Annotated in this window: 18 protein-coding genes; 13 read left to right on the top strand and 5 right to left on the bottom strand. The window is 70.5% G+C overall.

Annotation, left to right across the window (positions count from 1 at the left end; all coding sequences use genetic code 11):
• Positions 1 to 15 precede the first annotated feature (15 nt).
• The 10 genes from mqnE (at position 16) to VGN18_RS14465 (ending at position 10,562) form a co-directional block, all read left to right on the top strand.
• Positions 16 to 1,161, top strand: coding sequence for an aminofutalosine synthase MqnE (gene mqnE, locus VGN18_RS14510; RefSeq protein ID WP_327540416.1), 1,146 nt, complete (start codon positions 16 to 18; stop codon positions 1,159 to 1,161).
• A gap of 169 nt (positions 1,162 to 1,330) precedes the next feature.
• Positions 1,331 to 1,822, top strand: coding sequence for a hypothetical protein (locus VGN18_RS14505; protein ID WP_327540415.1), 492 nt, complete (start codon positions 1,331 to 1,333; stop codon positions 1,820 to 1,822).
• A gap of 51 nt (positions 1,823 to 1,873) precedes the next feature.
• Positions 1,874 to 3,706 carry a DUF4012 domain-containing protein gene (locus VGN18_RS14500; RefSeq protein ID WP_327540414.1) on the top strand — a complete coding sequence of 611 codons (1,833 nt, stop codon included), beginning with the start codon at positions 1,874 to 1,876 and terminating at the stop codon, positions 3,704 to 3,706.
• 57 nt (positions 3,707 to 3,763) lie between these two features.
• Positions 3,764 to 4,066 carry a DUF4229 domain-containing protein gene (locus tag VGN18_RS14495; RefSeq protein WP_327540413.1) on the top strand — a complete coding sequence of 101 codons (303 nt, stop codon included), beginning with the start codon at positions 3,764 to 3,766 and terminating at the stop codon, positions 4,064 to 4,066.
• A gap of 313 nt (positions 4,067 to 4,379) precedes the next feature.
• The gene (locus VGN18_RS14490) at positions 4,380 to 4,865 is read left to right on the top strand and encodes a hypothetical protein (protein WP_327540412.1); all 486 of its coding nucleotides are present in this window, start codon (positions 4,380 to 4,382) and stop codon (positions 4,863 to 4,865) included.
• Between the two features lie 98 nt (positions 4,866 to 4,963).
• Positions 4,964 to 6,040, top strand: coding sequence for a hypothetical protein (locus VGN18_RS14485; protein WP_327540411.1), 1,077 nt, complete (start codon positions 4,964 to 4,966; stop codon positions 6,038 to 6,040).
• A complete protein-coding gene (locus VGN18_RS14480) occupies positions 6,037 to 8,106 on the top strand; it encodes a hypothetical protein (RefSeq protein ID WP_327540410.1) in 2,070 nt (689 codons plus the stop codon). Before VGN18_RS14485 ends, VGN18_RS14480 begins: the two co-directional genes overlap by 4 nt.
• A gap of 411 nt (positions 8,107 to 8,517) precedes the next feature.
• Positions 8,518 to 8,757 carry a hypothetical protein gene (locus VGN18_RS14475; protein ID WP_327540409.1) on the top strand — a complete coding sequence of 80 codons (240 nt, stop codon included), beginning with the start codon at positions 8,518 to 8,520 and terminating at the stop codon, positions 8,755 to 8,757.
• Positions 8,758 to 8,835: 78 nt separating this feature from the next.
• Positions 8,836 to 10,242, top strand: coding sequence for a DUF4331 domain-containing protein (locus VGN18_RS14470; protein ID WP_327540408.1), 1,407 nt, complete (start codon positions 8,836 to 8,838; stop codon positions 10,240 to 10,242).
• Positions 10,239 to 10,562 carry a hypothetical protein gene (locus tag VGN18_RS14465; protein WP_327540407.1) on the top strand — a complete coding sequence of 108 codons (324 nt, stop codon included), beginning with the start codon at positions 10,239 to 10,241 and terminating at the stop codon, positions 10,560 to 10,562. Before VGN18_RS14470 ends, VGN18_RS14465 begins: the two co-directional genes overlap by 4 nt.
• Before the next feature lie 6 nt (positions 10,563 to 10,568).
• On the opposite strand, the gene VGN18_RS14460 is transcribed toward VGN18_RS14465, so the two are convergent.
• Together VGN18_RS14460 and VGN18_RS14455 are read right to left on the bottom strand one after the other, a co-directional pair.
• On the bottom strand, positions 10,569 to 11,426 hold the full coding sequence (locus VGN18_RS14460) for a class II glutamine amidotransferase (RefSeq protein WP_327540406.1): 858 nt from the start codon (positions 11,424 to 11,426) through the stop codon (positions 10,569 to 10,571).
• A gap of 11 nt (positions 11,427 to 11,437) precedes the next feature.
• Complete coding sequence (locus VGN18_RS14455) at positions 11,438 to 12,724, bottom strand: reverse transcriptase family protein (protein WP_327540405.1); 1,287 nt, start codon at positions 12,722 to 12,724, stop codon at positions 11,438 to 11,440.
• Positions 12,725 to 13,118: 394 nt separating this feature from the next.
• Here VGN18_RS14455 and VGN18_RS14450 point away from each other — a divergent pair, with 394 nt between their 5' ends.
• Positions 13,119 to 14,411 (top strand): HNH endonuclease signature motif containing protein, encoded by a 1,293-nt coding sequence (locus VGN18_RS14450; protein ID WP_327540404.1) that lies wholly within the window; start codon positions 13,119 to 13,121, stop codon positions 14,409 to 14,411.
• A gap of 110 nt (positions 14,412 to 14,521) precedes the next feature.
• Here the strand turns inward: VGN18_RS14450 and VGN18_RS14445 are convergent, their stop codons facing one another.
• Both VGN18_RS14445 and VGN18_RS14440 read right to left on the bottom strand, forming a co-directional pair.
• Positions 14,522 to 17,179 carry a fibronectin type III domain-containing protein gene (locus tag VGN18_RS14445; RefSeq protein ID WP_327540403.1) on the bottom strand — a complete coding sequence of 886 codons (2,658 nt, stop codon included), beginning with the start codon at positions 17,177 to 17,179 and terminating at the stop codon, positions 14,522 to 14,524.
• A gap of 150 nt (positions 17,180 to 17,329) precedes the next feature.
• A complete protein-coding gene (locus VGN18_RS14440; RefSeq protein WP_327540402.1) occupies positions 17,330 to 21,040 on the bottom strand; it encodes a DUF7594 domain-containing protein in 3,711 nt (1,236 codons plus the stop codon).
• 328 nt (positions 21,041 to 21,368) lie between these two features.
• Between VGN18_RS14440 and VGN18_RS14435 the strand changes: the two genes are divergently transcribed.
• Together VGN18_RS14435 and VGN18_RS14430 are read left to right on the top strand one after the other, a co-directional pair.
• Positions 21,369 to 21,872 (top strand): hypothetical protein, encoded by a 504-nt coding sequence (locus tag VGN18_RS14435; protein ID WP_327540401.1) that lies wholly within the window; start codon positions 21,369 to 21,371, stop codon positions 21,870 to 21,872.
• A 5-nt stretch (positions 21,873 to 21,877) separates the two neighbouring features.
• A complete protein-coding gene (locus tag VGN18_RS14430) occupies positions 21,878 to 22,678 on the top strand; it encodes a serine hydrolase (RefSeq protein WP_327540493.1) in 801 nt (266 codons plus the stop codon).
• Here VGN18_RS14430 and VGN18_RS14425 read toward each other — a convergent pair.
• A complete protein-coding gene (locus VGN18_RS14425; RefSeq protein ID WP_327540400.1) occupies positions 22,675 to 23,439 on the bottom strand; it encodes an inositol monophosphatase family protein in 765 nt (254 codons plus the stop codon). The two genes, VGN18_RS14430 and VGN18_RS14425, sit on opposite strands and share 4 nt — an antisense overlap.
• Positions 23,440 to 23,456 lie beyond the last annotated feature (17 nt).

The raw sequence follows: 23,456 nt of genomic DNA, 5'->3' as shown, positions 1-23,456 counted from the left end.
ACGTACGCTCGGAGCATGCCGCTGAACGACTTCCGCAAGGCCGAGCTCACCGAGAAGATCGGGGCCGGCGAGCGTCTGAACCGCCAGGACGGTGAGGACCTCTACGACTCCGACGATCTCGCCTGGCTGGGCGGCCTGGCCCATGCCGTCCGGACGCAGAAGAACGGCGACACCGTCTTCTTCAACGTCAACCGGCACCTGAACCTGACGAACGTGTGCACCGCCTCGTGCGCGTACTGCAGCTTCCAGCGCAAGCCCGGCCAGAAGGACGCGTACACGATGCGCGTCGAGGAGGCCGTCGAGAAGGCGCTGGCGATGAAGGACGACGGGCTCACCGAGCTGCACATCGTCAACGGCCTGCACCCGACGCTGCCGTGGAAGTACTACCCGCGCGTGCTGCGCGAGCTGAAGCAGGCGCTGCCCGATGTCGCGCTCAAGTGCTTCACCGCCACCGAGGTGCACTTCTTCGAGACGCTGTCGGGACTGTCGGCCGACGAGGTCCTCGACGAGCTCATCGACGCCGGCCTCGAGTCGCTCACCGGCGGCGGCGCCGAGATCTTCGACTGGGACGTCCGCAAGCAGGTGGTCGACCACAACACCCACTGGGAGGACTGGTCGCGCATCCATCGGCTGGCCCACCAGAAGGGACTCAAGACGCCGGCGACGATGCTCTACGGCCACATCGAGGAGCCGCGTCACCGCGTCGATCACGTGCTGCGACTGCGCGAGCTGCAGGACGAGACCGGCGGCTTCCAGGTGTTCATCCCCCTGCGCTTCCACAACGACAACAACCGGCTCAGCCACCTGCCGATGGCCCAGCCCGCCGACGTCCTCAAGACATTCGCGGTCAGCCGGCTGATGCTCGACAACTTCCCGCACGTGAAGGTCTTCTGGGTGATGCACGGGCTGTCGACGAGCCAGCTCGCGCTGAACTACGGCGCCGACGACATGGACGGCTCGGTCGTCGAGTACAAGATCACGCACGACGCCGACGGCTACGGCACGCCGGACAAGCTCACGCGCGACGACTTGCTCACCCTCATCCGCGATGCCGGGTTCCAGCCGAAGGAGCGCAACACGCGGTACGAGGTGATTCGCGAATACGACCCGCCGGTGCCGCTCGAGCAGCGACGAGCCGAGCCGCAGGCGATTTGGGCCTGATGTCGCGAATAGACGTCCGGTAAAGGCAGGTCTTTAGACCCCTTCTTGAATCCCGACTTTCCGGGCGGCGGCGCAGCGGATATGGTTCCTGTGACTAGAAGGCAGTTCTTCGCGTCGCTGCCACAAACCGGGGGATAAAGAAATGACGACGTACAAACGTGCCGTAGCCGTGTTCGCTCTTCTGCTGGGCAGCGTGTTCGCGCTCATCGCCCTGGCAGCGCCGAGTAACGCGGCGTACACGCCCAAGATCACCATCAACAGCCCGGTCTGCACCTCGGGCACCGTGACCGGCAGCGGCTTCCAGCCGAACGAGGCCGTCACGCTGACCGTGAGCGGGACGACCGTCGGGTCGGCGAAGACCGACTCCACGGGCAACTTCACCACCACGGCGACGTTCCCGTCGAGCATCACGGGCAACAAGGTGCTCACCGGCACGGGCGCCGGTGGCGACACCGCGAGCACCCAGGTCAAGGTGAACACCGACTGCGGGATCGCCGGGCAGAGCTCGAGCCGGGCGAACCCGAGCTCCAGCTCCAGCAGCGGTACCCAGGGCCTGTCGGCCACCGGTGTCGCGGTCTGGACGATCGGCGGCCTGGGCGTCCTGCTTCTCGCGGCCGGTGCGCTGTTCACCTTCGGTGGCCGTCGCGGCCGTCGCGCCTGACGTTGCAGCTTTCACTCGGGCCCTCGGTAACGGGGGCCCGAGTGGCATGTCATGACTGAGAATCCCGAGAGCCCGGACACGGGTCCGCCGCCCGACCCGTCCGCCGTCGACGAGCTCGCGGCCGACACCGACCGGAAGCGGCGGCTGAAGCGCCGCCGCTACCTCGGCCTGGCGATGCTGTTCGTGGGTGCGCTGATCCTGCTCAGCGGGGCCTGGTTGGCGGTCACCGGAATGCTCGCGCGCAACGAACTCCAGACGGTCCGCAGCGAGATGCACCAGTTGCGGCGACAGATCTCGGCCGGCGACCTGCCCGGCGCCCGGGTCACGGCTGCCTCGCTCGCCGGGCACGCCGAGCGCGCGCACTGGCTGACCACCGGCCCGGTGTGGGCGTTGGCAGCCGACCTGCCGGCCGGTGGCGAACCGGTCGAGACCGTCCGGGGCATCACCTCCAGCGCCGACCTGCTCGCCTCGCAGGCGTTGCCCGGCCTCGTCCGGGCCAGCAAGGATCTCGACCCGGCCACGCTGCGCCTGCCCGACGGGTCGATCAACGTCGCGGCGATCGCGGCCAACGCGCCCAACATCGCCCGGGCCGACGCCGCGATGCAGGAGGCCACCGCGCGGGTCGCCGCGCTGCCGAAGCGAACCTGGATCACGACCGTCGACACCGCGCGATCCGACGTGCTGGCCCAACTCGAATCGCTCGGCAAGACGGTGCACTCGGTCGATCTCGGTGCCAGCATCGCGCCGAAGATGCTCGGCCTCGACGGGCCGCAGCGCTACTTCGTCGCCTTCCAGAACAACGCCGAGGCCCGCGGCACCGGCGGCCTGCCCGGCGCCTTCGGCATTCTCGTCGTCGATCACGGCCGGCTGCACTTCACCCATTTCGAGCCGGACAACACGTTGCGCCACGTCGACTCCGGCGTGCAGCTCGGGGCCGATTTCAACGGGCTCTACGGCGGCGACAAGTCGACCAACCTGTACGTCAACAGCAACGTCAGCCCGAACTTCCCCTACGCGGGACAGATCTGGGCTGCCATGTGGCAGAAGGTCAGCGGCGAGAAGGTCGACGGCGCCATCGCGCTCGACCCGACGGGGCTGAGTTACCTGCTCGAAGTCACCGGTCCGGCGACGCTGAAGGACGGCACCAAGGTCGGCGCCGACAACGTCGTCTCGCTGACCCAGAGCACGGTGTACTCGACGATCTCCTCCACCGCGGTGCGCAAGCAGTACCTGCTGCAGGTCGCGAAGGCGGTGAGCACCGAGATCGTCCAGGCCCACGGCAGCACGAAATCACTGGTCAAGGCCGCGGGACGCGCGGCCGGCGAGCGGCGGCTGCTCGTGTGGAGCCGCGACCCGAGCATCGAAGCGGCGCTCGACCAGACCTCGCTCTCGGGAACCATCCCGGTCACCAGCGCGCCCTACGTCGGTGTATCGGTGTCGAACGGGTTGGGCAACAAGCTTGACTATTACCTCGACCGCAGCGTCACCTGGCAGCGCACCGGCTGCGGGGCGACCCGCGACGTCACGGTCTCCATCGCGCTGACGAACAGTGCGCCGTCGAAGGCGCTGCCGCCCTACGTCGACCCGCCGGAGTACATCAAGGGCGGTAAGCCGGTCGGCGACAACGTCCTCGACATCAGCTACCTGGCGACCGCCGGCGCCACGCTCACGTCGGCCACGGACGGCGGCCGGGCGGTGTTCGTCTACAACGGGGCCGAGCGCGGGCATCCGACGTTCGCCCTGCAGGTGCCCGTGCCGCGGGGTCGCACCACGACGGTCGTACTGCGGTTGAAGGAACCGGCCGGCACGGGCGCGCCCGTGGTGCTGCGCCAGCCCCTCGTCCGCCCCCTTACCGTGAAGCTCGACGACGCCGGCTGTGGCTGACCTCGCGGCCGGGCGCGAAGTCGTGGGGGCCCAGGGCGGGCAGGTAGATTCGTCCGGGTGAGCGAGCAGAACACCCCGACCCAGCAGCCGACCTTCGGCGGCTGGATGGGCTCGATGTGGCTCTACACCGCGCTGCGGTTCGGCATGTTCTTCGCGCTCTGGGGGATTCTCGTCCTTCTCGGCGTGCACGGATTCCTGGCGCCGCTCATCGCGCTGGTCGTGTCCGTCCCGCTGTCCCTCGTCCTGCTGGCGCGGCCGCGGCAGAACTTCACCCGGCAGCTCGAGGCCCGGGTGCAGGCGCGGAAGGTCGATCGCACCGACCTCGATGCGCAACTCGACCCGGACTCCGAGGACGACTGAGCGACGGCCCGGCGGAGCCGCCCGAAAAGGTGCATTCGCTGCTGCGTAAGGCATTTGGCGACGAGCCGACCCTTTGTGACCCCTGCGCCCGGTGTGTCCGGGGTGTCGGCGAGCCGCGCTCGTGACCAACGCCGGCGCCCCGGATCGGTTACGCGGTCCAGCGTGATCGGGGACCTTCGGTCCGCATCGATCCAGGTCCATATCCCGGCGCGTGAAATTGTCGTTAGCCCCCTTGCCAGGTCGAGGACGAGGGACTGCGAGGGGCAGTCCCGGGAACCGCCTCTGCCTTCCACTTACCTCAAGGGGAATCGTCATGCGCAAGTTCTCGCTGAAGAAGGCCGCAGTCGTCGGCGCGGCCGGCGTCATCGTCGCCTCGGGCGCGGGTGTCGCGTTCGCGTACTGGACCGCCAACGGCACCGGTACCGGCACGGCCTCAACCGGCACGACGCAGGGCATCACGGTCAACCAGACGAGCACCATCGCCGGCCTCTACCCGGGGGGTGCGGCCGCGGGGCTGTCCGGCAACTTCGACAACACGAACGCCAGCAAGGTTTTCGTCAACCAGGTGAGCGTCGCGATCAAGAGCGGCTGGTCGTCGTCGCTGGTCGACGGCAGCAAGCCCGCGTGCACCGCCTCTGACTTCACGCTCGTCCAGCCGGCCGCCACTCAGGCCGAGATCGCCTCCGGCACCGCCGTCGGTTCGTGGGGCGGCGCGTCGATCGCGCTCAACGACAACCCGTCGGCGAACCAGGACAACTGCAAGGGCGTCAGCGTCCCGCTCGTCTACACGAGCAACTGACCCGTCCCGGTCGGGCCCGCGCGGCAACGTCCCGCGGGCCCGACCGGAGCCAAGTCCGACTCCACCCCCGGCCCAACGCCATGCGTCAAGGAGCAGCCATGAAGCGAGTCGTGCTGAGGAGATTGATCCTCTCCCTCGCTGTACTCGGTGCGCTCCTCGGCGCCGCGGCGGGCACGCTGGTGAACGTCTCCGGCGCGGCCGGTCGCCCGGACTTCTCGCTCGGGCTGGGCAAGACCCGCGTGAGCGTCCGGGCCAGTGAGTCGGCCCTCGTGTCCGTGCAGGTCAACCGCCTCAACGGTTTCACCGCTCCCGTCACCGTCTCGCTCGCCGGCGCCCCGCGCGGCTCGAGGGTCACGGTCACGCCCCAACCGAACGTCGACACGAACCGGCCGAGCACCTTCACGATCACCGTCCCGGGCAACACCGTCCCGGGCAGCTACCCGCTCACCGTCGTCGGCACGAGCGGCGTGCTGCGGCACACCGGCACGCTCACCCTCGGGGTGACCGCTGCGCCGGCCCCGCGCATCACCATCAGTGCCACGCCGTCGACCGTGAACGCGCGCCGCAACGCGACCGGGACGTTCGCCATCTCGCTCGGACGTACCGATGTCGCCGGCCCGATCGCCCTGTCGGTGCGCGGCGTGCCGGCCTACGCCACCGCCGTATTCGCCCCGGCGGTCGCCTTCGGCATCTCGTCCTCGCTGACCGTCGCCACCTCGCTGTCGACGCCGCTCGGCTCAGCGGATCTCGTGATCACCGCAACCTCGGCGACCGCGTCGGCGTCCATCACCGTGCACCTCGCGGTGTCGGCCGGCAGCGAGGGCGCGTTCACGATCACCGGCTCGCCGGACCGGCGCCTGGCGCCCGGCGTCACCGGACTCATCGACGTCAGCGTCACCAACCCGAACGCGCAGACGCTGCAGCTGTCGGCGCTCACGGTGGTCCTCGCGGCGGCGTCCGACCCCGGCTGCACCCTCGACAACTTCCGCGTCACCCAGTTCTCCGGGCCGTACCCGCTGACGATCCCGGCCCGCTCGACCCGCACGCTCTCGCAGCTCGGCCTGCCGCGCACGGCGTGGCCGACGCTGACGCTGCTCGACCTGCCGGTGAACCAGAACGCCTGCAAGAACAACTCGCTCGCGTTGAGCTACTCCGGCGTGGGCGGCAACCGATGACGCGACCAGTGCGCCTCGCGCTGGCCGTCCTGGCGGCGCTGGCCCTGGTGGCCGGAGCGAGCGTGAGCGCGTTCGCCTACTTCTCGTCGTCGGGCTCGGCCGGCGCGTCGGTCACGACCAGCACGCTCAACCCGCCGACCGCGGTCACCGCGTCGACGACGGCCGGGACCGGTGTCGTCCCGGTGTCGTGGACGGCGCCCACCAGTGGTGTCGCGCCGGTCGGCTACTACGTCACGCGTTCGGGGTCGGCGGCTTGCGGGTCGTCGGCGTCATCCCTGCGGACGACGACCTCGTGCTCCGACTCGTCCGTACCTCTGGGTACGTACACCTACATCGTTGTCGCCGTGTTCCGGTCGTGGACGGCGACGTCGTCGCCGAGCGCGCCGGTCACGGTGGCGCAGGCCGCCCAGGCGATCACCTTCACCTCGACGCCGGTCGCACCGACCTTCGGTGGCACCTACACGGTGACGGCGACGGGTGGGGCCTCCGGGCAGCCGGTCACGTTCTCCTCGGGCGCGACGCCGGTGTGCACCGTCTCGGGCCCGACGGTCTCGTTCGTCGGCGCCGGATCGTGCGTGGTCAAGGCCGACCAGGCCGGCAGCACCTACTACGCAGCCGCGCCCCCCGCGACGCAGTCGTTCACGGTGGCCAAGGCATCGCAGACCATCACGTTCACCTCCACGGCACCGGCGGCGTCCGTGGGTGGCGCGTCGTACACGGTCACGGCGACCGGCGGGGCCTCCGGCTCGCCCATCGTCTTCACGATCGACGCGACGACGAGCGGCAAGTGTTCGATCGCCGGCACCGTTGTCACGTTCCAGCACGTCGGCACGTGCACCGTCGACGCGAACCAGGCCGGCAACGGCAACTACGCCGCGGCGAACCAGGTCCAGCAGTCGTTCACGATCGGCCAGGGAGCGCAGGCCATCACCTTCACGTCGCCCGTCCCGTCGCCGGCCACGGTGGGCGGGGCCAGCTACACGGTGACGGCGACGGGCGGGGCGTCCGGCAACGCGGTGACCTTCACCAGCGGTTCGACCTCCGTCTGCACGTTGAGCGGCGCCGTGGTGTCCTTCATCGCCGTCGGCACGTGCCTCGTGCGGGCCGACCAGGTCGGCAACGCCGACTACCTCGCCGCCGGCCGGGTGCAGCAGTCGATCACCGTCGCGCAGGGTTCGCAGACGATCACCTTCACCTCGACCGCGCCGACGACTCCGACGGTCGGCACGACCTACACCCCGACTGCCACGGCAACGTCGGGGTTGGCCGTCACGTTCTCGATCAGCCCAACGTCGTCCTCGGTCTGCTCCTTCAGTGCACCGACGGTCACCTTCAACGCCACAGGCAGTTGCGTCATCAATGCGAATCAGGCCGGCGGGACGAACTACAGCGCGGCTGCGCAGGCCCAGCAGAGCCTCACAGTCGTAACTCCGAGCAAGTTCCTGGTCAGCGTCCCCTCGCCGGTGACTGCCGGTACGAACTTCTCGGTGACGGTCACGGCCGCGGACGTGGACGGCAACACGGTCACGGGCTACACCGGCTCCCACACGATCGCCATCACGTCGAACGCAGGCCCAAGTCCGAGTGGCGCTTCGCCCACCCTCCCGACCGGGACGGTGACTTTCACGAACGGCGTCGGATCGGTCAGCGTCACCCTGGTGAAGGCCGAGTCCGGCCGGACGCTCACGGCGACCGAGGGCTCGATCACCGGAACGTCGGCAGCACTCACCGTCACCGCGGGATCTGCGAGCCGCCTGTGCATCACGCAGAACCCGTTGTGTTCGGCCGGCAGTGCAGTCAGCGTCGCGAAGGGACAGACCTTCACCCTGACCGCGACGCTCGCCGACTCCCTCGGTAACCCGGTCAACGCGACCGCAACTGTCTCCGTGACCCTGTCACTCACTGGTCAGAGCTCGGTGACGCCCACCGCGGGGTCCATTTCCCCTGGTCAATCCGTGAGTGGAACCTTCGGTTGGTCGGCGCCGAGCGGAAATGGCAAGACAGCCACGATCACGGCGGCAGCGACAGGGCTGGCGTCCGGCACCATCAGCTTGATCACCGGCTGAGAGTCGGCGAGCCAGCGCTCGAAGCGGTGCTCGCAATGCGTGCATGGCGGCTCTGCCGGTCCGGGACGTGCCCGACGACCGTGCGGGACGTCCCGGGCGCTCCACACCTCGTCGATGACCGGGTTCAGTGGCCGCAGCGACCGACTCGTCGTGCCGGCGCGTCAGGCCTGCGCTGCGAGGTTCGTGTGGTGGAGGCCGAGTGATCGTTCGAGTGACAGGCCGGTTGTGCCGTATCAACCGATACGCCCGGCCTTGGCCGCGTTCGGTTCGTCCATCGGGTGCCAGCTTGGTCAACAGGGCTGGTCCGGCCACACGCTCCGTGCCAACCTCGCCGGTGAAACGGTCAGGGGCCGTCGCCGCAGCACGGAGTGCCGGTCGCGCGGGCGTCGCCCCACGGACTGAGGGGGAACCGTGAGCCGTCCTACTCGTCGCAACTTCCTGGTGTCCACCGGTGTCGGCGCGGCGGCCATCGGAGCCGCCGTCATTGCCCCCGACGACGCGGTGGCTTCCGGCCCAGCCGGGGCGACCGGGCCACTGGTCGCCTACGTGACCGACGTGCGGCGCGGGGAGATCACCCTCATGGTCGGCGAGCGCGATGTGGTCGTTCGCGACGTCGATCTGGCCGCGCGTCTGGCGCGGGCCGCGCGCTGACCGCCTGCATCAGCACCACTGATCGAGCGCAGCACCACCAGCCGAGAACACGCGTGTCCATCGCGGAAAGGTACGCCCATGTCCTCACATCGGGAGGCTCCCGAGATCTCGAAGGACCCGGTGGCAGACAACACCGACGTCTACGCCTTCGTCAGCCCGGACCGGACGGACTCCGTCACCATCCTGGCCAACTTCATCCCGCTGCAGGGCGCCGACGGCGGCCCGAACTTCTACGAGTTCGGTGACGATGTGCTGTACGAGATCCATGTATCGAACCGCGGCGACCGACGAGCCGACGTCACCTACCAGTTCCGGTTCACGACCGAGATCACCAACCCCGACACCTTCCTCTACAACACCGGGCCGATCGCCTCGATCGACGACCACGTGCACTGGACGCGCCCACAGTTCTACTCGGTGCGCCGTGTCGTGCGCCGCCGCGGTCACCACGGTGAGGACGACCTGGACGGGAAGGTACTGGCGCGCCGGCTGGCCTGCCCACCCGTCAACGTCGGGATCCGCAGCACACCGGACTACGCCGCCACCTTCACCGCGGCGGCGGTGCACGACCTGCCCGGCGGGCGGAAGGTCTTCGCCGGTCAGCGGGCCGAGGGGTTCCACGTCGATCTCGGCAGCATCTTCGACCTCGGCACCCTGCGTCCGTTCCAGAACCTCCACCTGATCCCGTCGGCCGCCGCGGTCGGGGTCAACGGGGGTCGCGCGCTCAACGTCCACAGCATCGCCCTGCAGGTGCCGATCAGCGACCTCGTCTCCCACGGATCCGTCCCGACCGAGGTCAGTTCGCCGCGCGCGGTGATCGGCGTGTGGTCCTCGACCAGTCGGCAGCGATCCCGTATGCGCCACGACGACGGCAGCCGCTTCGAGTCCGGCCCGTTCTCCCAGGTCTCGCGGCTCGGGAACCCGCTCTTCAACGAGGTCATCGTCCCGATGAGCGACAAGGACCGGTGGAACGCCCTGCCGCCCTCGGCCGACGACCAGTTCGTCAAATACGTGGAGCACCCGGAACTCGCCGCGCTGCTGCCGGTGCTGTACCCCGGCGTGTTCCCCCACCTCGCCGCGTATACGAAACCGCGGGCCGATCTGGTCGCGATCCTGCTCACCGGCATCCCGAGCGGCGTCGTACCCGGGTTCCAGAACTTCACCGGACCGCAGCCGGCCGACCTGCTGCGGCTCAACGTTGCGATCCCGCCGGCCGCGACCCCCAGCCCGTTCGGACTCCTCGGCGGTGATCTCGCCGGGTTCCCCAACGGTCGCCGGCTGACCGACGACATCGTCGCGATCGAGCTGCGCGCGGTCGCCGGCGCGGTACTGCCCCTCGTCGATCCAGGATTCACCGCCGACGGAGCGGCGGCGCTGCTCACCGACGGCACCAGCGACGACAACCAACCCTTCCTCGACCACTTCCCGTATCTGGGCACGCCCAACAGCGGATCGGAAGTCCGCCCGGGGACACCGGCGACGTGAGCGAGGACCACAACCGGCACGCCGGTCAGGGCGCGGTGCTGCTCGACATCGGTGGGGATGTCGGCGCGCTCGTCGTCCGTGCACCGGCCTCGCTCGCCGGTACGGAGATCGAGATCCGAGCGGTGGACGCGACCGGAGCGCGTCCGACCCATGTCGCGGTGCTGCCCCGCCCGACCGGCAACGGCCTCAGCCACAGCGCGGTCTTCGCCGAACTCGAGCGGGGAACCTACGAGCTCTGCCGGCGCCCGGACGGCCCCGTCGCGCTGCGGGTCACCATAACCGGCGGCGAGGTACAGCAGGCGGATTGGCCGATCGGGTAGGTCGCGTCAGGGCCGGACCTGCTGGGACGCCGCGACCTCGGCCTCCAAATCGCTCAGCGACAGCTGGTGCCGCGGCGGCCGGTCGAACTGCCGCCGCGCGTCGACGGTCAGGTCGGAGGCGACGTGCACGAGCTCGCCGGGGTCCAGCAGCCGCCAGCGGTCGTCGTCGTCCATGCGCTCGCTGGCGACCACGACGCTCGGCCGGCGGGAGAGGTGGTCCGAGCGGGCGTGGATGCGATCGGTCCGCGCATCGAAGTGGCTGCCCGCGTCTCGTTCGAGCAGCCACAGCTCATTGGTGTCGGGGTAGCGCAGCGCCCAGAGATCCGTGGCCGTGACGAGGACGAAGTTGACGCAGTAGACGGGCAGGTGCTCGGCGATCCAGGTGATCGCGGTGATGATGCCCTCCCCTATTTCGCCATTGTGGCGTGCGATCTCGGCGCTGATCAGCGCGAAGACGCGCTCGCTGTCGGTGTCGCCGAGCACGAGATGCGCAGCATCAAGATCGTCAAGATGGTTGTCCAAATCGTCGAGGCCCTCGACGACACCATTGTGCGCGAAGAGGCGTCCTTCCTGCTCGAACGGGTGGGTGTTCGCGATCGTGTGTGCGCCGGTGCTGGCGTGCCGGACGTGCGCGACGAACGTCGTCCCGGTGACGTCGCGCGCGGCGGCGGCGAACTCGGTGTCGTCCCAGGCGGCGATCGGCTGCTTGTCGACGACGGCCCGACCGTCGGCCTCGAACGCGCCGATGCCGACGCCGTCGGGGTTGCGATGGCTCTGCGCCGCGAGACTGTCCGGCGCGTCGAGCAACCAGAAGGTCGCGGTCGCAACGGAGTCTCCGGCGTGGAGTCCGAACAGGCGGCACATGGGGTCTCCCTTCAGGTCCAGTCGATGGAGTCGTACCCGGATCGGAGCTTCGCGCCCAGTGTCGGATCGAGACCGGCGACCCAGGAGATGCGGCCGAGCACGTACTCGGGGAAACGCTCGCGACCGCGGGCCTGGCTTCGCCAGCCGTGGACGGCACAGTTGTGCAGCAGTGCACGCAGGGCGTCGCGTTCGGGGCGGGGGATCGTCGGGTGGTCGTTCACGACCGCCCCGAGCAGCGCCTGCCGACCGGCGTCACCGAGCACCACCGTCTTGCGGTCGTTGAGGCGGAAGCCCTCGTCCTGGACGATGTCGTCAACGTGCTTGACGAATCGACTGCGCGCATTGCGCAGGGACGGGCCGCTGAAGGTGAGGTCGTCGACGTAGCGGGTATATCGCGCGTCGAAGCGTGAGGCGAGCCCGGCGAGACGACGGTCGAGGGAGTAGCTGACCAGGTTGGCCAGCGCCGGCGAGGTCGGGGCGCCCTGGGGCAGGTGTGGCACGGCGAGGCGTTGCCGCATCTCGACCGGCTGCGTCCGGGCGATGTCGTGCGGGACGACCGTCGTCACCAGTCCGGTGACGGTGTACGCGACCGCCTCAGGGAGGCCGGCGGTGCGGAGCAGGCTCCAGATCCGTCCGGCCGGGATGGACGGGAAGTAAGCCTCGAGGTCGGCCCGGATCACGGTGGTGGCTCGCACGTGCGGCTCGATCGCCGTGCGCACCGAACGACCGGCCACGCTGCCGTGCGCGGCGGAATGCACCGGGATGGGCGCGAGCAGGTGGCGCAGCAGGCGCCGCTGGATCTCCTTCAGCCGCGGCTTGGGGGCGGCGACGAGCCGGGCGCCGTCGCGCTTCGGCAGCGCTGTCCAGCGGTAGTGCCGAAGCGGCTCGGGCACCGAGCGTTGGAGCAGCCGGTTGTCGGCGAACCAGGCGAGCTCGCCCTGGTCGATGTCGAACAGCCGGGCCAGTGCGGCGAGATCGGGCAGTTCGACGACCGGCCACGGACGCGTCGCGAGCGTGGTCGGCACCGGCGTCCACTCGACGATGCGCAGGGGGCGACGGTGCTGCCGTGCGAGACGCCAGGCCGGGCGCGTCTGCAGGTAGGCAGCCAGCTCGCGTGGACGATCGGTCGGGGCGTCGCGGTAGGCGTCCAGGATCTGGTCGACGAGTGTGGCCTGCCATTTCGGCGCGGTGCGGCGGCCGAGCGCGGCCTTGGTGCGCGCGATCAGGTCCGGACGGGTCCACGCGCCGGCGAGCATGGCGGTGGCCAGGCCGGCGGCGACGTGTTCGTCCGGGGTCATGTCGTGGCGGGGACGGAGGCAGCCAAACCCTGCTGTGCGCGCCGAGGCTTGCACGACGTGCGACAACCGGCGAGCGACGCGATGGTCTGCGTGCGGTGATGACCCCGGGGTTGCCCCGGAGTGATCGGGTTTCCCCGACCGTCCTGCCTCCGTCCCTCCACGGCGGCAGCCTAATCAAGATCCGCCGACGTGTCCGGGTCGATTTCGGGCCGCCGCGGTGATCCGGACGGCGCAGTTGTCGTCGATCAGGAATACCGCCGTCGAAGCCGAGGTGATCAGCCGTTGGGTCCCGGCCTGCGGTGTCCACAGGACGCTGTCGACTCTCCTGCGGAAGTCTGGATTCGGTCTGTGGACAACATCATTTCTGTCGTACCCGAGTGCTTGAATCGAACTTATGAACGAGTCAGCGGTCGAGGCGGTGGCGGCGATGCACGCTGCGGTCGACTCGCTGCTGGAACTCGGGTGCGAATCGTTGGGTGAGGACGAGTTCCTCGAGGTCTGGCGCGAGCTCGAGGCGGTGTCGCGTCGCATGTCCGCGGTCGACCACCGGTTCGTCGCGCAGGCGGCGGCGCGGCATCTCGACCACCGGCAGGGCGCCTCCAGCCTGGTGTCGTTGATGCGGCAGGTGCTGCACGTCGGCGCGCCCGAGGCCAAGCGTCGGGTGCATGGGGCCGAGGCGGCTGGCCCGCGCGTCGGCCTGACCGGTGAGGTGCTGCCGCCGATCTTCCAACGGGTGGCCGCGGCCCAGTCGGCCGGCGCCATCTCGGCCGCGCACGCCTCGGTGATCGTGTCGACCATCGAGGGGTTGCCCGATCAGGTGTCGGCCGAGCACGGCGAGGCGCTCGAGGCCGGTCTGGTCGAGCAGGCGCGGCAGACCGATCCGGTCACGCTGGCCGCGGCGGCCCGACAGGCGGCGTACGCCCTCGATCAGGACGGTCAGCTGCACGATGCGGCGTCGCGCGAGAAGCGGCGCGACCTGCGGTTCTTCTTCCGCGCGGACGGGTCAGCCCGGATCGAGGGCGAACTCACCGCCGAGGCGGCCGAGCGGCTGCGCACCGCGTTGGACGCGTTCGGCAAACCGCGCCCGTCCGTCGACGGCGGTCAGGATCCGCGGACTCCGGGCCAGCGCCGCCACGACGCGCTGCTCGATCTGGTGAAGGCAGCGCAGCGCGCCCAGCAGGTCCCGGACGCCGGTGGCCTGACGACGACCCTGATCCTCACCGTGCCGGCGGCCGACTGGGCTCGCGGCACCGGCACCGCGACGACCGGGCACGGAGCGAGCGTCCCGGTGGCGCTGGCCCGGCAATGGGTTGACGGTGAGACACGAGTCGTCGGCGCCGTGCTCGACCGGATGCGCAAGGTGATCGCGTACTCGTCCGGTCACCGCATCTTCACCGAGGGTCAGCGGTTGGCGATGATCTCGCGCGATCGCGGCTGTTCCTTCCCCGACTGCGACGCGCCTCCCCAATGGTGCGAGTCCCATCATGTGATCCCGTGGGCCGGGGGCGGTCCGACGTCGATCAACAACGGGGCCCTGCTCTGCGGGTTCCACCACCGCGAGCACGAGCGCTCGGGGTGGTCCGGGGTCGTGATCGACGGGGTTCCGCAATGGATCCCGCCACGCTGGATCGACCCGGATCAGGTGCCGCGCCGCAACCGCATGCACGAGCAGGCGGTGCTGGTGTGAGCGACCCGAAGCCGACGCGCGATGGCGGCGCCTCCGGGTCGTTGCCCGCCCTGAAACCGTCGGGAGACATGACTCGCCGCGCCGGCGCCGCGGCGCGCCGGCACCACCGGTCAGCGCACCGAGACGAGCGTGTACGGGCTGTACGACGTTGCGAAGTAGGAGTTGCCGACGATGAGCGTGCGGTACGGCAGCGTGCCCCTCGCCGGGGCGATGATGGAGAAGATGTAGATCGAGGACGAGTTCACGGTCGTCCAGGCGCGCGTCGACCAGGTGGTGCCGACCTTGCTCTGCAGGTAGATCCGCACGCCCCAGCTCGCCGGGCTCACCCGTCCGTAGATCCGGAACACCGCGTGCAGCGTCGTTGCGCGCGGCGACGGCGCGATCGAGATGGCGTGCACGGCGTACACGTTCCGCAACTGGGAGAAGGCGTAGAAGTCCCACGGATCAGTCGGCGCGAACAGCCGGTACTGCGTCGACCGGCCCAGCCCGACCCGGAAGGACACCACCCCGGCCGAGGATGTCCGGGCCGCTGCGGGCAGCGTGGCGAAGGCTCCGGTGCTCCCGAGCGGGCGGTACTCCAGCTGGACGACGTGGTTGACCAGCGCCGCACCGGTGTCGGAGCGGGTGAGCATGCCCGTCACGGTGATCGCGGCCCCGCCCACGCCCGCTGTCGGGGACGAGGTGATGAGCAGCCTCGTCGGGATCCGCGGCGTGGTGATCGGGGCGGACGCGGCCGAGGCCGCGCTCGGGCCGACCGCGTTGGTCGCGACGACGGTGAACGTGTATTGCGTGTTCGGCGTCAGGCCGGTGAAGGTGCACGAGGTGGCGCCGGTCGTGGTGCAGGTCCTGCCGCCGGGCGCCGCCGTTGCCGTGTACGTCGTGATCGGCGAGCGGCCGTTGTCGGCCGGGGCGGTCCACTGGACGAGCGCGCTCGCCGGATTGAGCGGCGAGGCGGTGCCGATCGTGGGCGCGCCGGGCACGGTCGGCGGCGCCGCGATGGTCGCGGTGTCGAACACCGTGTTCGTCGGTGCGTCGATCGCGTCGACCCGCAGCGCGGCGGGCGAGACGCTCACCTTGACGTACTCGTACCGGGTGTCGGAGCGGGCGGCGCTCCACGCCGGCGCAGCGATGGTGAACGGGTTGTGGCCGTTGCCGCCGCCCCCGCTCACGACGTAGGTGACGCCGCCCGATGCGGCCTGGCCCCCCGTGATCGGGTAGCTACGCTCGTAGTTGTGGCTGTTGCCCGACAGGACGAGCGCGACGTGCTGCGACTCGAACAGCGGCACCAGGTAGGCGTCGGCCTTGTTCGAGCTCGCCGCCGCCGATGTCGAGCTGTACGGCGGACGCTGCATGATCACGATCCGCCAGGTGGCGTTCTGGTGGGCCGACAGGTCCTGCTTGATGAACGCGTACTGCGGGCTCGACGGGTCGAAGGCCACCTCGGAGTCGATCACCGTGATGTGCGCGTTGCCCCAGTCGTAGCTGTACCAGCTGTGGTTCGTCCCCGGCATCGGGAACGTGGCCCAGAACGCGCCGTTGCTGTAGTACTCCTGGTTGCCGTTGGCCGGGAACAACGCCTGGTTGCGCACGACCGGGCCGAACAGCTTGAAGAACCGGGCGTCGTAGTCGGAATACACGTTGGTGAAGTCCGGGTCGGGCAGGCCGGAGGATGCGTAGATGTTGTCACCCAACGTCTGCACGAACGACGTGCCGGCCGTGGCGATGTTGGCGGCGTTCTGCGTCTCGCCGGGGCTCGCACCACCGAAGTCACCGATCGCGGCGAAGGAGAACGCGGTGCCGACCGGCGCGGCGGTGCGGATGGTGGCCGCGGAAGAGGCGAGCGGGCCGCCGCCCACCGTGTACTGGTACGTGGAGCCGGGGTTGAGTCCGGTCAGCGTGACACTGTGATGCTGCACGGTGCCCGCGGGGTCTGTGACCGTGGTCGACGGCGAGCCCGGGCCGTACGTCACGACGCCGGGCGTCGCGATGTTCGTCCACCACGACACCACCGCGGAGGTACCGGAGACGTTGGAGAGGTACGGACCGCGCGCGATCGTGGCCGTGCCGGTGGCGAGGGTGGTGGTCCCGGCGGGTGCCTTGAAGTTGGTCGGCGCCGAGATCAGGCCCGCCGAGTCGATCGCCTCGATCGTGTATTTGTAGTACGTGCCCGGGTTCAGCCCGGTGTCCGAGTACCGCAGGCCGCCCGGCAGGTCGACCTCGGCCACCACGATCCCGTCACGAAGGACCTTGTAGCCGGCGACGTCCGCGGTCGGCGAACCGCCCCACTGGACGTCGACGCGGGTGTCGGAGAAGGTGTGCGCCGCGACGCTAGGGTCCGCGGGTGCGGCCGGCGGAGTGGTGTTGGCGTCGGTGAGCGTGGAGAACGTAGTGGTCTGGGCGGGCGACGTGTTGGCCGCGACGTCGAGCGCCACGACCTGGAAGGTGTAACTGCTGTTCGCGAACAGGTTCGTGGCCGAGTAGTGCGTGATGCCACCGTCCGTCGTCGCGATGAGTGACGCCGACGACGCTCCGGGCCCCTGCCGGTAGATCCGGTAGCCCTCGATGCCGAGCACGTCCGCCGACGCCCCCCACGACAACGCGGCCGAGTTCGACGCGATCCCGGTGACCGTGATCGGGCCTGGTTGGCTCGGGGTCGAAGGCGGTATGGCGCCGCCGGCGGTTCGAGGGATCGCGAGCACCGTCACCCCCGCGAGCAGAGCGATGATCGCCACGACGCAGCGCCGAACGGGCAGCACAGAATCAGCCATACGCATGGTGTGGATCCCCCCGGACAACCCCCGCCGGCTCGAGTTCGCCGACGAAATGTGAACAGGAAGTTACGTGCCGGCGACGCGCCGCACCTCATACAAACGCACGATCGGGCCTACGCCGGATTCATGACGCGATCTTGATCCTTCTCAGGGTTGGTCGGTCAGCGTCCGGAATGCGACCACGCCGGCCGCCCAGTACATCGCCGACCCGAACGTGCCGGTGATGCCGATCGGGTCAGCCGACGAGAGCGTCTGGTAGCAGGTGCGGACGGTGACCACGGTGCCGGTCGTGACCACCTGGGGCTGCACCGTGAACCCGGGCGTCGAGATCGTCATCGTCTGGGTGCTGCCGTGTCCGGACACGAACCCGACCACGAGATCGTGCGGCGCCGGCGGGGTCAGGCTGCCCGAGGGAGCGCTGGAGCCCGTGTTCGAGGCGCCGACCGCGGCGTCGAGCGGGGTCGCGGCCACGACGCCGGAGTACTCCAAGACCTGGAACGCCGTCGACCCGGCCGCGGCAAGGCGCAGCGTCACCGCACTCACCGGTGCCGACGCGACGGTGAACCACAGTTCGCCGTCGGAGTTGTGGCCGGACTGGAAGTACGCGCCCGCCCGGGTCCAGGTGTCGCCGGCCGGGTCCACGATCGACGACACGTGGTTGGTCGCGCCGGTGTAGACGCCGGCAGCGATGACGAGCAGGTGACCGGTGGCGGCCGGGGCGGCGAAAGTGGCGGTCAGGCTCGTCGCCGCCGCGGCCTCGCTGCCGACCGCGGTCTGGATCAGTTGCACCGGCGTGGTCGAGGTGGTCACCGTGAGCGTCACGGTGACGGTGTGGGTCGCGGTGGGGCCGACGGCGGTGACCGTGATCGGGTAGGTGCCGGCCGGGGCCGACGACGCGGTCGTGATCGTCAGCGTGGAGCTCTGCCCGGTGTCGATCGCGGGCGGCTCGAAGGCGGTCGTCGCGGCGGCGGGTGCGCCGGACGCGTCCAGATCGACGGTCTGGGCGTTTCCGCTGGTGACCAGCGTGCTGATGGTGCTCGTGGTCTGGCCGCCGGCGGTCACCGACACCGACGGGGGACCCGCCGTGAGCGAGAAGTCGTCGACGCTCGTCGACGCCGGCGTGGTCACGCTCGTGTTCGCGCGGGCCGACTGGTTGCCGGCGGCGTCGAGCGCGGTGACCTGGTAGGTGTACGTCGTCGCCGGCTTGACCGCGCTGTCGGTGTAGGACGAGGCGTCGCCGGGGAGCACGGCGAGCGCGGTCGCGCTCTGGTTTCGATACACCTTGTAGCCCGTCACGCCGACGTTGTCGGACGCGGCGCTCCAGGTCAGCGCGACGTGACCGCTGTCCGGGGCCGTCGCGGTGAGGTTGCCCGGAGCCGACGGCGCGACGCTGTCGCCGGCGCACACCACTTGCAGCTGCGGGACCTGGGCGGGTGACCCGCCTTCGCGGGAGAAGTACCGGGCTCCGTCCGAGCTCGTCGACTTCAGCCGCAGCCCGACGGGGCCGTCGCCGGTCACGAGCGGCGTCGCGTCGAAGGAGTACGTCGTGTTCAGGGCGACGGCCGAGGGCACGCTCGACACCTTCGCGCCGGTGTCGGCCGGTGCGGTGTTCCAGGTGACCGCCGACTCGGTCCACGAGGTGCTCGTGCCGTAGAGGTCGCCGCCGTAGACCGAGTTGTCGTTCGGGGTCGACCCGACGGTGAGGCGCAGGGTCGCGGTGCTGATCGTGCAGCCTGCGGTTCCGGAGACGTCGAAGCGCAGCAGGACGTCATTGACCGGGCTGTTGTCGACCGTGAGCCGCGATGTCGTCCCGAAGTTGACCGTCGGCTGGGACGCGTCGACGGTCGTGTCGGCCGTGGCGGTGAAGGTGAGCGTGCGGCCGCCGCCGGGCGTAGCCACGGTGACCGAGGCCTTGGCCGACTCGTTGCCCGCCGCGTCGACCGCGCTCACCTGGTACTGGTACGAGGATCCCGGCGCGGCGGTGTCGTCGGTGAAGGCGGTCGGCGGGCTGCCGTCGGCCGGTGCGCCGGGCAGCGCCACCCCGTCGCGGTAGACGTTGTAGCCGACGACGCCGACGTTGTCGGTGCTCGCGGTCCAGGTGAGATTCACCTGGCTGCTGCTCGGCGCCGTCGCTGTCAACGAACCCGGGGTCGACGGAGCGGTGCCGTCGGGGGCGCCGGTCGTGGACGCCGTGGCCGGGGCGGACGGCGGTGACGTGTTGCCGGCCGAGTCCACCGCGACGACGGTGTAGGTGTACGTGCTCGCCGGCGCGACGGTGCGGTCGGAGAAGGTGGTGCCCGTCTGGTCGGTCACCTGGGTGCCGTCGCGGAAGACCCGGTAGCCGGTGACGCCGACGTTGTCGGTGGCGCCGCTCCAGCTGACGTCGATGCGGCCGGTGGTGACGGCCGTGGCCGTGACGGTCGTCGGCGCCGTCGGCGGCACGGTGTCGGTGCTGCCGCCGCCGACGGTGTAGGTCTGGACGTCGAAGGTGCGGCCCAGCTCGTCGGTCGGGGCGACGGTGACCTGGCCCCCGTTCACGGTCACCTTCGCGAAGCCGAAGACGTGGTCGAGCGACAGGCCGGCCGGCGCGGCTCCGCAGTGGGACCCGCCCGAACCGAGGGCGTACGCGTCGAAGCTGCTGCAGCCGCTCACCGAGCCCATCGCCGCGCCGCCGTTGCCGAACACGTAGCTGACCATCCCGGCCGGGTCGGGCTCGTTGCGCTCGTAGCCGTGCGCGTGGCCGTTGAAGACGAGCGCGACGTTGTTCTGGTCGAGCAGGCCCTGCAGCGTCCCGGCGCCGCCCTGCAGGAAGGTGTCCGACGGCTGGCCACCGGAGTCGGCGTAGAGCGGGTAGTGCCAGAACGCGAACTTGACCGCGTTGGGGTGGGCGGCCAGGTCGGCCTTGAGCCACGTGTACTCGCCGCTGGTCGGCGTCCAGTGCTGGTCGCGGTCGTTCTGGTAGACCGTGGCCGTGCCGATGTTGCCGTCGGACCACGCGGCGGTCAGCGCGTAGAAGCGGGCGCCACCGGCGTCGAAGGCGTACCACATGCTCGGGTAGTTCTTGGCCGTCGTGCCGTTGATCGACGGGTAGGGCTCCATCGCGTAGCGACCGCCGGAGGTCGACGCCGCGTGGCCCTCCGGCCAGTTCACGACCTGCACGCTGCCATTGGTGAAACCGTGGTTGCCGGTCACGTTGAAGACGGGCAGCGAGCGTCCGGGCACGGCCCAGAACGACGGGCCGAAGACGGTGCTCCGGTCGGCGCCGGCCTGCTGCAGATCCCCGTACTCGGTCTGGCCGCCGCCCGGATAGGCGGTGTCACCCGTCATCACCGCGAAGCGGGCCCCGCTGGTGGCCATCCGGCTCAGCACGTTGGTCTGGTCCGGGTTGCCGTTGGCGTAGGCCTGGCCCCAGTCGCCGAACACGTCGAAGGAGAACGGCGCCGAGGACCCGGCGGCGACCTGGGAGGTGAAGACCGGGGACGGGTCGGAGCCGAGCAGGTCGGTGCCACCCAGCAGCGGGCGGTAACAGTAGGCGGTGTCGGGTGTGACAGGAATGGTGGCCGCCCACTGGTACTCGGGTTTGGACACGACCGTGATGCTCGTGCGGGTGGCCGCGGTGATGTGCGCGCTGCACGACCCGGCCGGCCCCCACGCCACGCTGCCCGTCGTCGCCGAGGTGTCGGTGGCCCAGTTGACGGTGATCGACGACTGGATCGAATCGGTCAGATAGGGGTAGCGGGTCAACGCCGTGACGGGGGCGGCCGCGGCGGACCGCTCCACCGCGGCCATCGAGGTGGCCAGGAGCAGGCCCACGAGGGCCGAGCGTCGTCCGCGCTCGCCCCAGCTCCGGACCTGCATGACGTTTCCCCTTGAACCGTCGGTCTCGCAACCGACCTCACGGTCCTATCACTCGGCCGGGCTGAGCGGATCCGCTGTTTGCCGGAGATCGAACGGCCGGGGCCTATGACGCCCGGGTCGGATCAGAGCCCGAAGGCGGACCGCGGGTCGGGTGCGGTGGCGGCGCCCCGCCCGCGCCATCGATGGCCGAACTCACGTCGACCGAATCCGTGCCGGTGTTGATCGTGACCGGCCCGGACGACCCCAGGGCCGGCCGTCGACGTCACACGTCTGTCTCGATCCGAGCACCGCGTCGACGCCGACCGGAACCGGTTGAGAGAGTGGTGGCGTGAAGGTGCGGATGGGGACGTACGGCGCGTTCAACCTGGTGCTCGGCGCGCTCAGCGTCATCGTGTTCGCGACGATCGCGCTCGTGGTCGGCAACGCCATCTCCGACGAGGCCCACACCTCGACCTGGACCGTCGTGGCGCTGATCGGTTCGAGCGTGCTCGGCCTGGCGTCGCTGCTGGTGGTGGCCGAAGGGCTCAGCGCGCTGCGCCCGGTGGTGCTGACCACCGATCCCGGTGGTGCGGCGCTGTCGTTGCCGCGGTTCACGCTGCGCCGCGGGCTGACCCGCGTGGTCGTGCCGGTCGACGAGATCAAGGACGTCGAGTTCGACTTCCTGCGGTTGAACCGAACCGGCCGTTGGCAGCTCGTGGTCACCCGGGTGGACGGGTCCGAGATCCGCTGCGACAGCGTGACCGGTGCGGCGAAGATGGTGGTCGAGGGGTCCGAGCAACGCCGGCTCGTGCAGCAGCTGCACAACGAGGTCGTCGCGGCGCAACGCGGGTGAGCTCGATGCAGGAGCGGCTCGACGCGATCCTCGACCGCGGGCCTGCGGGCGTGCGCTGGTCGGTGTGCCTGCGCGACGGCGTCTCGACGCCGGCCGAGCGCGCCGCCGACGACGTGCTCGGTACGGCGAGCATCGGCAAGCTGCTGCTGCTGGCCGAAGTGGCGCGGCGGGACCCGAGCTCGCTCGACCGCCGCGTCGCGCGTTGTGACGCCGTGCCCGTCGCCGACTCGGGCATCTGGCAGCACCTGCGGGTCGACGAGCTGAGCGTCCACGACCTGGCCGTGCTCGTCGCGGCGACGAGCGACAACCTCGCCACCAACGCGCTGATCGCGCACGTCGGGCTCGACGCGGTGGCGGCGTGCGGGCGTGACCTCGGGCTGCGCCGGACGAGCCTGCTCGACGTCGTGCGCGGATTCCGCGACGACACGGTGCCCGAGCAGCTGTCCTGCGGCAGCGCGCGCGAGCTGGCCGGGTTCATGGCGGCGGTGGCCGCTGGGCAGCTGGTCGACGCCTCGGTCTCGGCCCGCCTCGCCGGGTGGCTCGCGTTGAACACCGATCTGTCGATGGTGGCGAGCGCGTTCGCCCTCGATCCGCTGGCGCACACTGCGCGCGACGAGCCGGGCGTTCGGCTGTTCAACAAGACCGGCACCAACAGCGGGGTGCGCGGCGACGTCGGGCACGTGTCCGGCGCGGGTGGGAGCATGTCGTACGCCGTGCTGGCGAACGTGATCGACCCCGCGCTGCACCCGCACGTGCTCGCGACGATGCGCGAGGTCGGTGACCTGCTGGTCGACCGGGTGGGTTAGGCGATGACCAGGGCGCCGATCTCGTCGACGACGCGGCGGGGGCCGGCGACGTGCCAGCGGTGCCCACGCGCCTCGATCACCTCGGCCGCCCCGCCGGCGGCGCGGACGAGCGCGGCGCCGGGCAGCCAGTCCCACGGCATCGAGTCGGCCTGCAGGAACGCGCCGAGGCGTCCGGCCGCGACGGCGGCGAGCTCGACCGACCCGGAACCGAGCATGCGCACCGTGGCCGCGCCCCGCATCGCCTGCAGCAGTGGCACGCGCAACGACTCGTCGGGCAGCGTCGTCGGGTGCAGGTAGGTCGCGATCGAGACGTCGGCGAGCGCGGCGTCGCTGAGCGGTTCGAGCGGCTCGCCGTTGCGCGTGGTCGCGTGCCCTGCACCGCCGAGCCAGAGCTCGTCGGCCGCCGGGTGGTAGATCGCGCCGAGCAGCGGGGTGCGGTCGGCGTCGGCGAGCGCGAGCGCGGCGCACCAGGTCGGCAGGCCGGAGAGGAAGTTGTAGGTGCCGTCGACCGGATCGACGAACCAGGTGCGCCCCTGGCCCGAGTCCGACGTGCCCTCCTCACCGACGATCCCGTCGTCCGGGCGCTCGGCCCGCAGCCGCCCGACGACCAGTTCCTCGGCGGCGTGGTCGGCGGCCGACACGACGTCGGAGATCGAGGTCTTGTGGTGGGTCGTCAGCCCGTCGGCGAGCATGCGCGCCGCGAGCACCCCGGCGTCCCGGACGAGAGCGGCGGCGAGGTCGAAGTCGTCGGGTGAGGGCACGTCTCGACGGTAGCGGG

The organism is Jatrophihabitans sp. (assembly GCF_036000465.1).
GTDB lineage: Bacteria > Actinomycetota > Actinomycetes > Mycobacteriales > Jatrophihabitantaceae > Jatrophihabitans.
The sequence above is the reverse complement of the archived record's forward strand: the minus strand, read 5'-3'. Positions and strand labels throughout refer to the sequence as shown.